At 76.3% G+C, this 10,836-nt stretch carries 8 protein-coding genes; 2 read left to right on the top strand and 6 right to left on the bottom strand.

Annotation, left to right across the window (positions count from 1 at the left end):
• Positions 1 to 247 precede the first annotated feature (247 nt).
• The 4 genes from WDV85_RS03225 to WDV85_RS03210 all read right to left on the bottom strand — a co-directional run bounded on the left by WDV85_RS03225 (position 248) and on the right by WDV85_RS03210 (position 4,804).
• Complete coding sequence (locus WDV85_RS03225; protein ID WP_171204398.1) at positions 248 to 538, bottom strand: WXG100 family type VII secretion target; 291 nt, start codon at positions 536 to 538, stop codon at positions 248 to 250.
• Positions 539 to 795: 257 nt separating this feature from the next.
• A complete protein-coding gene (locus tag WDV85_RS03220; RefSeq protein WP_339569241.1) occupies positions 796 to 2,313 on the bottom strand; it encodes a trypsin-like peptidase domain-containing protein in 1,518 nt (505 codons plus the stop codon).
• A gap of 107 nt (positions 2,314 to 2,420) precedes the next feature.
• Positions 2,421 to 4,076 carry a sensor histidine kinase gene (locus tag WDV85_RS03215; protein WP_339569240.1) on the bottom strand — a complete coding sequence of 552 codons (1,656 nt, stop codon included), beginning with the start codon at positions 4,074 to 4,076 and terminating at the stop codon, positions 2,421 to 2,423.
• Entirely contained in the window at positions 4,073 to 4,804 is a 732-nt protein-coding gene (locus WDV85_RS03210; protein WP_171202321.1) for a response regulator transcription factor, read from the bottom strand. Before WDV85_RS03210 ends, WDV85_RS03215 begins: the two co-directional genes overlap by 4 nt.
• Before the next feature lie 154 nt (positions 4,805 to 4,958).
• On the opposite strand from WDV85_RS03210, the gene WDV85_RS03205 reads away from it, so the two are divergent.
• Entirely contained in the window at positions 4,959 to 6,791 is a 1,833-nt protein-coding gene (locus WDV85_RS03205) for a thiamine pyrophosphate-requiring protein (RefSeq protein WP_339569239.1), read from the top strand.
• A 163-nt stretch (positions 6,792 to 6,954) separates the two neighbouring features.
• On the opposite strand, the gene WDV85_RS03200 is transcribed toward WDV85_RS03205, so the two are convergent.
• Both WDV85_RS03200 and WDV85_RS03195 read right to left on the bottom strand, forming a co-directional pair.
• Positions 6,955 to 8,250 (bottom strand): endo-1,4-beta-xylanase, encoded by a 1,296-nt coding sequence (locus WDV85_RS03200; RefSeq protein ID WP_339569238.1) that lies wholly within the window; start codon positions 8,248 to 8,250, stop codon positions 6,955 to 6,957.
• 67 nt (positions 8,251 to 8,317) lie between these two features.
• The gene (locus tag WDV85_RS03195) at positions 8,318 to 9,364 is read right to left on the bottom strand and encodes a LacI family DNA-binding transcriptional regulator (protein WP_339569237.1); all 1,047 of its coding nucleotides are present in this window, start codon (positions 9,362 to 9,364) and stop codon (positions 8,318 to 8,320) included.
• Between the two features lie 126 nt (positions 9,365 to 9,490).
• On the opposite strand from WDV85_RS03195, the gene WDV85_RS03190 reads away from it, so the two are divergent.
• Positions 9,491 to 10,774, top strand: a complete 1,284-nt coding sequence (locus WDV85_RS03190) for an extracellular solute-binding protein (RefSeq protein ID WP_445263184.1) — start codon at positions 9,491 to 9,493, stop codon at positions 10,772 to 10,774.
• The last annotated feature ends 62 nt before the right edge of the window (positions 10,775 to 10,836 follow it).

Genomic DNA, 10,836 nt, shown 5'->3' with positions numbered 1-10,836 from the left:
CCCCCCCGTGGCGGCCGCCCGGGCGGCCGGGTCGCGGGCGTCGCGCGGCGGCCGGCGCACCGGGGGCATGCCGAGCGCGACGGCGCCCGTGCGGGCGGTCGGTGCGGCGGAGAGGCTCATCGCCGTCCAGCGTACGTCCGCCCCGGGGCGCGGGTCGGGCCGAGCCGACCCGTCCGGCCCCGCCCCGCGCGACCCGACCCGCACGGCCCGGACCGCCCGGGCCGGGCCGCGCGCAGCGGGGCGTCGGTCAGAGTGCGAACATCCGGGCGTTGCGCTCCTCGACCTCGGCGTAGGAGGTGCCCGCCGCGGCCAGGGCCGCGTTCACCTGGTCCAGCGAGGCGCGGACCCGCTCCTGGGTGCCCCGCCAGTCCGCCACGACGGCCTGGAACTGGCTGGACGCCTGCCCCTTCCAGCTGCCCTGCAGGTCGAGCAGGGACCGCATCATCCGGTCCACCTCCCCGGCGAGGGCGGCCGACGACGCGCGGACCGCCGCGCTCGCCTGCTGCACCTGGCTGCTGTCGACCTCGAACCTGCTCACGGCGCCTCCTGGGCTCGGGGGACCGGTGCGGTCCCGCTGCGCCGGGACGCTAGGGGCGCCCGTCGGGGCCTCGCAGGCGTCGTCCACAGGCCCCGCCGGGGCCGGCGACCGACGCCGAGGAGCCCCGGACGCCGAGCAGCCCCGGACGCCGAGCAGCCCCGGACGCCGAGCAGCCCCGGACGCCGAGGAGCCCCCGGCGGCGTGCACCGGGGGCTCCTCGTCGTCGCGCGGGCCGCGCGGCGACCCGTCCGGACCCGTCAGTCCTGGCGGGTGCCGAGGGTCGCCTGCACGGAGCTCTGCGCGCCGTCGCGGACGACGGTGAGCGTCACCGTCGTGCCGGGGGCCCGCTCGCGCAGCTGCGCCGTGAGGGACTCGGCGCCCTCGACGGGCTGGCCGTCGACGGCGGTGACGGCGTCACCCGCCCGCAGGCCGGCGTCCGCCGCGGGCGTCCCGTCGGTGACCGACTGGATGCCGGCGGCGAGGCGGGTGGTGCCGTCGGCGGTCGCCGTCGTGTCCGTCAGGGTCACGCCCAGCCAGGCGTGGTCGGCCGCGCCGTCCTGGATCAGCTCGGTCGCGATGCGCTTCGCCTCGTCGGACGGGATGGCGAAGCCCAGACCGATGGAGCCGGCCTGCTGGCCCGTGCTGGCGATGGAGGAGTTGATGCCGATGACGTCGCCCGCGGCGTCCACGAGGGCGCCGCCGGAGTTGCCCGGGTTGATCGCCGCGTCGGTTTGGATGGCGTTGGTGACGACCTGCTCCGGCGGGGCCTGCTGCTGCTGCTGGAAGCCGAAGGGCAGCTGCTGCTGCGACTGCTGGCCGGTGCTCTCCTGCGTCGTCGTCACGGGGCGGTCGAGCGCGGAGACGATGCCCGTGGTCACGGTGTCGGACAGGCCCAGCGGGTTGCCGACGGCCATGACGGGCTGCCCGACCTCGACGGCGGAGGAGTCGCCCAGGGTGGCCGGCCGGAGGTCCGAGGGCGGGTCCGCGATCTGGATGACGGCGAGGTCGGTCGCCGCGTCCTGGCCCACCACGGTGACGTCGTCGTACACGCGGCCGTCCGGGAGGACGACGCGCATCTGCGCGTCGCTGCCCGCGCCGTTGACGACGTGGTAGTTCGTGAGGACGTGGCCCTGGTCGTCGAGCACGACGCCGGAGCCCTCGCCCTGGGCGGTCTGGCTCGCCACCTGGATGGCGACGACGCTCGGCGCCACCCGGCTCGACACGGCCTGCCAGTCCACCGCGTCCGTCGTCGCCGGCGCGCTGCTGCTCCCCGAGGACGAGGAGCTCGAGGGTGCGAGGGCGGCCGTCGTGCTCGAGGTGCTCGAGGGGCCCGCGAGGGCCCCGACGCCCACGGCCGCCCCGCCGCCGACGAGCGCGGCCACGACCCCGACCGCCACGAGCGCGCCCCAGCCCGGGCGGCGGCGGTCGCGGGGCGCCCGCCCGCCGGAGGGGGACCCGTCACCGGGGGCGGCGGGCGGGGGCGTCGCGCCGCCGTACCAGGCGGGGCCCTCGCCCTGGCCCGGGCGGCCGGCCGCGCCGCGGTCGTCGGCCCCGCCGGGCCAGGGGCTGCCGGCGCCCCCGTCGGTCGGGCGACCGCCGGCCGGCGTCCCCGCGTAGCGGTCGGAGGGGGCCCCGGTGCGGTCGTAGGGGGCGCCGTCGTCGGGGGTGCGCCCGTACGCGTCGCGGCCGTACGCGTCGTAGCCGGGGGTCGGGCGGCCGTAGGGCTCGGAGGCGCCGTCGTCGGTGCCGTTGCGGTGCTGGGTCGAGTGGGTCACGTCGTCCTCCTGCGGCTGGAGCGCGGCCCGGCGGCAGGGCGCCCCGGGCGATGGACCCAGTAGAGACCCCGAGGGTGCACGCACCCAGGACGCAGCCTGGACGTTCCCTATGAACCCCGGGGCGTCCGGTCGGCCTGCTCCGGGACGTCCGGGCCGTCGAGGTCGAGGGCCTCGTGGTCCTCGGCCTCGGGGAGCTCGTCGGCCTGCTCCTCCGCGGGCAGGGCGACCTCGACGGTCGTCCCCCCGCCCGGCGTCGCGACGACGCGGGCGGCGCCGCCGTGCGCCCGCACGAGCGCGGCCACGATGGCGAGGCCGAGCCCGCTGCCGCCCCCGGTGCCGCGGGTGCGCGAGGCGTCCGAGCGGTAGAAGCGCTCGAAGACGCGCTCGGCCTCCTCGGGCGGGATGCCGGCGCCGTGGTCGACGACCTGCCAGGTGGCCCAGGCGCCGCCCTCGTGGCGTCGCACGCCCACCCCGATCTCCAGCGGCGTGCCGGCGGGCGTGTGCCGGACGGCGTTGCCGACGAGGTTGGTGAGGACCTGCCGCAGACGGGCGTCGTCGCCCGTCACCGGTGCCGGGGCGGGCGCGGGCGAGCCGTCCAGCCCGACGAGGCGCGCCGGTCGGTCCGGGGCGAGCGCGCGCAGGTCGTGCACGGCGTCGCCCGCGACGACGAGGAGGTCGACGGGGTCGCGGCGCAGGGGCCGCTGCTCGTCGAGGCGGGTGAGGGCCAGGAGGTCCTCGACGAGCGAGCCGAGGCGCGCCGACTCCGTCTCGATGCGGCCGAAGGCGGCGCCCACCTGCTCGGGGTCGCGGACGGCGCCCTGCCGGTGGAGCTCGGCGAAGCCGCGGATGGTCGCGAGCGGCGTCCGCAGCTCGTGGCTGGCGTCCGCGACGAAGCGCCGCATCCGCGCCTCCGAGGCCTCGCGTGCGGCGAGCGCGCTCTCGATCCGCTCGAGCATGGCGTTGACGGCGCCGCCGAGGCGGCCCACCTCCGTGCCCGGCCACGCGTCGGGCACCCGCCGGCTCGTGTCGCCGGCGCCGTAGGCCACCGCGACGGCCTCGACCTCCCGCAGGGGCCGCAGCGAGCGGCGGACCGCCACCCGCCCGGCGAGGGCGGCGGCGACGAGCACGGCGAGGGCGACGAGCCAGAAGAGGGCCCGGGTGCGGGCCACGGCGGCGTCGACGCTGCCCAGCGGGTAGCCGATGGACAGGACGAGCTCCTGCCCCGTCGTCCCCGAGGTGACGGGCACGGACACGACGCGCCAGTCGCTGCCGTCCGTGCCCTCGGCCCGGTACGGCTCCCGGTCGCGCTCGCGGGCCTCCTCGACGTCGACGTCGCCCACCTGGGGGAGCGCCTCGCCCGGGGAGGAGAGGGGCGTGACCTGGCCCGGCACCCCGGTCGAGAGGAGGACGGCGTAGTCGGTGGGCACCGACGAGTCCTCGCCGGCCCGCTGCCGGCTGACGAGGGTCTGGAGGTCGAGGGTCGTGGCGCTCTGCGCGCGCAGCTGGTCGTCGACGTTGCCGACGAGGACGGCGCGCAGGAGCGACGTCGTCGCGACGCCGGTGATGAGCAGCGCGAGCAGGAGCAGCGCCGCGACGAGCACGACGAGCTTGGTGCTCAGCGGGAACTGGTCGGCCCAGCGGGCGGCCGGCGGGCGCCGCTCGACGCCGTCGTCGACGACCGGCTGCGGCGGCTCCGCGGGGAGCCGGCGGCGCACCGGCTCGGGCAGGCGCGCGGCCAGCTGGGCGTACCGGGTGGGGCTCACGCCGCCTCGGGGGGCAGGCGCAGCACGTAGCCGACGCCGCGGCGGGTGTGGATGAGCGGGTGCACGGGCTGGCCGTCGAGGCCGGTGCCGGTGTCGACCTTGCGGCGCAGGTAGGAGATGTAGGACTCGACGATGCCCGCCTCGCCGTTGAAGTCGTAGTTCCACACGTGGTCGAGGATCTGCGACTTCGACAGCACCCGGTTGGGGTTGAGCATGAGGTAGCGCAGCAGCTTGAACTCGGTGGGGGAGAGCTCGACGTCGCGCCCGCCGCGGCGCACCTCGTGGCTGTCCTCGTCCATCTCCAGGTCGGCGAAGACGAGCCGCCCCGGCGCCGCGGCGGCGCCGCCGCCCGTCCGCCGCAGGATGGCGCGGATGCGGGCCACGACCTCCTCGAGGCTGAACGGCTTGGTGACGTAGTCGTCGCCGCCGACGGTGAGGCCCTGCACCCGGTCGGCGAGGTCGTCCTTCGCGGTGAGGAAGAGGACGGGGGTGTCGCGCCCGCGCTCGCGCAGCCGCTTGGTGACGGCGAACCCGTCGAGGTCCGGCATCATCACGTCGAGGACGAGCAGGTCCGGGCGCACGCGCTCGGCCTGGCGCAGCGCCTCGTGCCCGTCCTCCGCCGTGTGCACCTCGAACCCGGCGAAGCGGAGCGAGGTGGACAGCAGCTCGCGGATGTTCGGCTCGTCGTCGACGACGAGGAGCCGCGCCTCGGCCGGTCCTGTGCTCATGCCTGCCAGTGTGCGCGCCCGGCCTGGCGGGTGCCTCCCCCTCGCCTGGGAGTCGCCTGTGCGTCCGCTGCGCACGGCGGTCCGCCGCGGGTGCGCCGGGCGGGGGCGACGAGGAGGGTGGGGGCGACCCGTCCCCTGACCCCGGAGGTCCGCCATGGCCGCGCCCACCGTCGGCGACCACCTCGTCTCCCGCCTCGCGACCTGGGGGGCGCGGCGCTACTACGGCTACGCCGGCGACGGCATCGGCGGCGTCATGGCCGCGCTCGACCGGGCCGCGCAGCAGGGCGAGGCCCAGTTCGTCCAGGTGCGGCACGAGGAGACGGCGGGCTTCGCCGCCTGCGCCGACGTCAAGTACGGCGGCAGCTCCCTCGGCGTCGTCGCCGTCACCTCCGGACCGGGTGCGGTCCACGTCCTCAACGGGCTCTACGACGCGAAGATGGACCACGTCCCCGTCGTCGCGCTGCTCGGGCACACCGCCACCTCGGCGCTCGGCACCTCCTACTACCAGGAGGTCGACCTCGGGAACCTCGTCAAGGACGTCGCGGGCGACTACGTCTTCACGGTCACCGACCCCTCGCAGGTGCAGCACGCCGTCGACCGCGCGGCGCGCACCGCCCTGGCGCACCGGACGGTGACGGCGCTCGTCCTGCCGAGCGACGTCCAGGACGCCGACGCCGTGGAGGACCCGCCGTACGCCCACGGCTACGTGCACACCTCCGCCGTGCCCAGCAGCGCCGTCGGGACGCCGCCGGCCGAGCACCTGCGCGCCGCGGCCGAGGTGCTCCGGGCGGGGAGGAAGGTCGCCGTCCTGGCCGGCGTCGGCGCGGCGGGCGCCCGCGACGAGCTCACCGCCGTGGCCGACCGCCTGGGCGCCGGGGTGGCCAAGGCGCTGCTCGGCAAGACGGTGCTCGACGACGACCTCCCGTGGGTCACCGGCGCCATCGGGCTCCTCGGGACCCGCCCGTCGTGGGAGCTCATGGACGGCTGCGACACCCTGCTGATCGTCGGCTCGACCATGCCCTACAGCGAGTACTACCCGGCGCCGGGGAAGGCGCGGGCGGTGCAGGTCGACCTCGACGGCGCGCGCTGCGGCCTGCGCTACCCGACGGAGGTCAACCTCGTCGGCGACGCCGCGCTGACGCTGTCGGCCCTGCTGCCGCTGCTCGAGGAGGACGGCGGTGCGCAGCCCGACCCCTCGTGGCGCGAGGACGTCGCCCGGTGGAACCGCGAGTGGGACGCCTGGAGCCACGAGAGCGCGACGGCCGCGGCGGAGCCGCTCAACCCCCAGCTCGTCGTCCGGGGGCTGTCCGAGCGCCTGCCCGACGACGTCATGGTCGCGGCCGACTGCGGCACGGCCACGGCCTGGTTCGCCCGCGACCTGCAGATGCGACCCGGGATGCTGGCCTCGCTGTCCGGGACCCTCCTGTCGATGGGCGGCGGGATGCCGTACGCCATCGCCGCCAAGGAGGCCCACCCCGACCGGCCGGTGCTCGCGCTGCTCGGGGACGGGGCCATGCAGATGAACGGCGTCAACGAGCTCATCACGGTGGCGCACCGCTGGCGGGGGTGGGCGGACCCGCGCTTCGTCGTCCTCGTGCTCAACAACGCCGACCTGGCCTTCGTCACGTGGGAGGCGCGCGCCCAGCTCGGCGAGGTCCCCTACGCCGACGCCCAGCGCCTCCCCGACGTCCCCTACGCCGGGTGGGCCGAGCTCCTGGGGCTCGCGGGACGGCGCGTCGACGGGCCCGAGCAGGTCGAGGCGGCGCTGGACGCCGCCTGGGCGGCCGACCGGCCCTTCGTCCTCGACGCCGTCGTCGACAAGGACGTGCCCATGATCCCGCCGCACCCCAGCCAGGAGCAGGCCTGGAACACGCTCAAGAGCCAGCTCAAGGGCGACCCGGCCGCCGCCGGCGTCCTCCGGCAGGGCCTGCGGCAGTCCGTGGGCGCCGCCGGTCGCGCGGTCGCGGAGCGCCTGCGGGGCGGCTGACCCGAGGCTGCGAGCTCTGGCTCGCGGTGGAGGGCGGCCTCGGTGCGAAGGAGGCGTCACCTTCACCCGGGAAGGGGTCCCAGACGTGGAGGAGGCGCCACCTTCGCGTCGGGGGTGGCGCTGAGGTGGAGGTGGCGTCTGCTTCGCGACGAGGGCCGTGGGGTCAGCGGGGGAGCGTGACGTCGACCGTGACGTCGCCGGCCTCCGCGAGCGTGAAGGACTCCGTCGCGCCACCAGCCGTCAGCCGGTAGTCGCCGAGGTGTCCCGCGACGCCGACGCGGCCCTCGCCGTCGGTCCGCAGCGTCGTGGGCGGGAGCCACCACTCGCCGCGCACGAGGCCGCGCAGGGCGTCGTAGGACGGCTTCGTCGTCCCGTCCGCGCGCACGAGCCCGACGGGCGCGCCGAGCCAGGCGCCCTCGTCCGTGAGCCCCCAGTAGGTGATGGCCTCGACGGCGGGGTGCGAGGCGAGGGTGCGGTAGTGGCGCACCAGCTCGTCCGCCTGCCGCTCCTCGCCCTCCGGCGTCGAGGGCCACGCGGCGGGCCGGAAGTCGTTGAGGTCCTCGACCTCGGGGGGCATGAGGTCGCCGGACAGCAGGGTCGACTCGGTCATGTGGATCGGGAGGCCGAAGCGCGCGAAGCGGTCGAGGACCTCGAGCGTGCGCTCCTCGCCCCAGTACCCCTGGTGCATGTGGCTCTGCAGGCCGAGCGCGTCCACCTGCACGCCCGCCTCGAGCACGCCCTCGAGCAGGCACTCGTAGGCCGTCGACATGTCGAAGTCGTTGAGCAGCAGCGTCGCCCGCGGGTTCGCCCCGCGGGCCTCCTCGAAGGCCATCCGCACCGTCGCGATGCGCCCGCGCTCGCGGCACAGGCGGGTGATGCCGTTCGTGTGCTCCTCGTTCGCGAACACCGGCATGATCACCACCTCGTTGATGGCGTCCCAGGTGTCGACGAGGCCGGCGAAGTCGCCGACCTCACGGCGGATGCGCGCGCGCTGGGCCTCCTCGACCTCGTCGGCCGGAAGGTCGCGCAGCCAGTCGGCGGTCACGGTGTGCCAGACGAGCGGGTGGCCCTTGAGCCGGACCCCGCGGTCGGCGAGCCACCGGGCGGTGGCGAGGAGCCGCGCGGTGTCGGGCCGCCCGCGGACCGGCTCGAAGCCGCCCCAGTAGAAGGGCAGCGTGGCGGTGTCGTAGAGGCCGAGGAAGAGGTCGGCCAGGTGCGCGCCCTGCGACGGCGCGGCGCCGCCGAAGGGGCTGCCGGTGTCGGCCTCCTCCTCGCCGTTCGCGAAGCCGACGAGGTCGAAGCCGATGTTCCCCAGGGCCAGAGCGGGGCGGACCTGCTCGACGACGACGTCGGCGTGCGCGAGCGGCGCGCCGTCCGCGTCGCGCACCGCGACCACGGCGTCGGCGCGGCGGTGGGCGAGCGAGGGGTCCGGGGCGGGGGAGCGGTGCGGGGCGGGCACGGCGGCCTCCTCGTCGTCGGGGCGGTCGGGCGGGGCGGTCGGGCGCGGCTGCAGGCCGGGCCCGGGGTCAGAGGTGGCGCGTCGAGCCGCGGACGACGAGCTCGGTGGGCAGGCGCACGTGCGTGCCGCCGTCGGGCGCGTCGTCGGGCGAGCCCGTGAGGCGGCGCACGAGGAGCTCCACGGCCGCGGCGCCCATCGCCTGCATCGGCTGGGCCACGGTCGTCAGGGGCGGCTGCGCCAGCGCCGCCTCGGGGACGTTGTCGAAGCCGACGACGGACAGGTCGCCCGGCACCGACAGCCCCAGGTCGCGGGCCACCTCCATGGTGGCGATGGCGGAGACGTCGTTGGCGGCGAAGACGGCGGTCGGGCGGTCCGGCCCCGCGAGGAGCTCCCGTGCGGGCTCCTGCGTCGTCTGCGGGCGGTAGCCGGCGACCCGGACGAGCGCGGGGTCGACGGGCACCCCGGCCTCGGCCATCGCGGAGCGGAACCCCTCCTCGCGCAGCCGCGCGGACTCCAGCCCCGGGCGCCCGCCGAGGAAGGCGATGCGCCGGTGCCCGAGCTCGAGGAGGTGCTCGGTCGCGAGGCAGGCCCCGCGCACGTTGTCGGCGTCGACCGTCGGCACGTCGCTCGGCCCGGCGTGGGGGTCGATCGCGACGACGGGCACGCCGCCGGGGGCGCCCACCACGGTCGGCGTCACGAGGACGGCGCCGTCGATGAGCGTGCCGCCGAGCCGGGACAGGGAGCGGCGCTCCCAGCCGGCGTCCTCCTCGGCCCGCCCGCCGCCCGCGTAGGCGAGCACCTCGTAGCCCGTGCCCGCGACGGCCCGGGCCGCGCCCTTGAGGATCTCGGTGCTGAAGGGCTCGAACTCGGCGACGAGGATGCCGAGCACGCCCGTGCGGTGGCTGCGCAGGCTGCGCGCGACGAGGCTCGTCTCGTAGCCGACCTCGGCGATGACGCCCCGGACGCGCTCGACCGTGCCGGCGGCGACGCCGTACCGGCCGTTCACCACCTTGGACACCGTCGCCACGGACACGCCCGCGAGGCGCGCGACGTCCGTGATCGTCACGCGCGGGGGGTCAGCGGGCGTCGTCGCGCGCTGCCAGAGGTCGGCCACCGGCGCACCATAGCGGCAGGCCGCGGCGACGAAACCGTTATCGAAAACGTTTGACACGACGCCGAGCCCCGTCGCATGCTCGCCGCGCTCCTCCACCGGTCGACGACGACGAAGGACATGCACCCCATGGCGAGGAACCGAGCCCTCACGGCCGTCGCGCTCCTGGCGACCGCCACCGCGCTGACCGCCTGCGGCGGCGGCGACTCCGGCGGCAGCGACGCCGACGGCAGCACGCTCACCTGGTGGCACAACTCGAACACCGACCCCGGCAAGGCCTACTACGAGCAGGTCGCCGCGGACTTCGAGGCCGCCAACCCGGGCACGACGATCGAGATCAGCGCCCTGGCGCACGAGGACATGCTGACGAGGCTGGACGCCGCCTTCCAGACCGGCGACACCCCGGACGTGTACATGGAGCGCGGGGGCGGCGAGCTCGCCGACCACGTCGAGGCGGGCCTGACGATGGACCTCTCCGACGAGCTCCCCGAGACGATCGAGACCATCGGCAGCTCGGTCAACGGCTGGCAGATCGACGGCCGGACGTACGCCCTGCCGTTCTCGGTCGGCGTCGTCGGCTTCTGGTACAACACCGACCTCTTCGAGCAGGCGGGCATCACCGAGCCGCCGCAGACGATGGAAGAGCTGGACGCCGCCGTCCAGGCCCTCAAGGACGCCGGCATCCAGCCCATCTCGGTCGGCGCCGGCGACAAGTGGCCGGCCGCGCACTACTGGTACTACACGGCGCTGCGCGAGTGCGGCCAGGACGTCCTCGAGGACGCCGTCACCTCCCTCGACTTCTCCGACCCGTGCTTCGTCGCGGCGGGCGAGGACCTCCAGGAGCTCGTCGAGACCGAGCCGTTCAACGAGGGCTTCCTCGCCACCCCGGCGCAGCAGGGCCCCGCGAGCGCCTCGGGCCTGCTCGCGACCGAGCAGGTCGCCATGGAGCTGGCCGGCCACTGGGAGCCCGGCGTCATGCAGGGCCTGACCGAGGACAACGAGGGCCTGGGGGAGAAGACGGGCTGGTTCCCGTTCCCGACCGTCGCGGGCGGCGAGGGCGACCCGGAGGCCGCCCTCGGCGGCGGCGACGCGTGGGCCTGCTCGGCGGACGCGCCGGCCATCTGCACCGACTTCCTCGAGTTCCTCCTGTCCGACGAGGTCCAGACGGGCTTCGCCGAGCGCGACATGGGGCTGCCGACCAACCCGGCCGCCAACGACGCCGTCTCGGACCCGGCCCTCGCCGACCTGCTCGAGTACCGCGACAGCGCGCCGTACGTGCAGCTCTACTTCGACACCGCCTTCGGCGAGAACGTCGGCGGGGCGATGAACGACGAGATCGCGCTGCTCTTCGCCGGGCAGGCGAGCCCCCAGGACGTCGTCGACGCGGTCCAGGCCGCGGCCGGCACCGCCTGATCGGGAGGCGGACGACGTGACCCCCCGCCCCACGGGCGCCGACGTCGCCGCCTCCCCCCGCG

This window comes from Pseudokineococcus sp. 5B2Z-1 (assembly GCF_037482305.1).
Classification (GTDB): domain Bacteria; phylum Actinomycetota; class Actinomycetes; order Actinomycetales; family Quadrisphaeraceae; genus Pseudokineococcus.
Note: the sequence above shows the minus strand (reverse complement) of the source record. Positions and strands in the feature narration are given on the sequence as shown.

Excerpts from the sequence above, each read along its gene's own strand:
- WDV85_RS03210 (WP_171202321.1), bottom strand. The coding sequence starts at position 4,804 with ATGAGCACAGGACCGGCCGAGGCGCGGCTCCTCGTCGTCGACGACGAG.
- WDV85_RS03205 (WP_339569239.1), top strand. The coding sequence starts at position 4,959 with ATGGCCGCGCCCACCGTCGGCGACCACCTCGTCTCCCGCCTCGCGACC.
- WDV85_RS03190 (WP_445263184.1), top strand. The coding sequence starts at position 9,491 with ATGGCGAGGAACCGAGCCCTCACGGCCGTCGCGCTCCTGGCGACCGCC.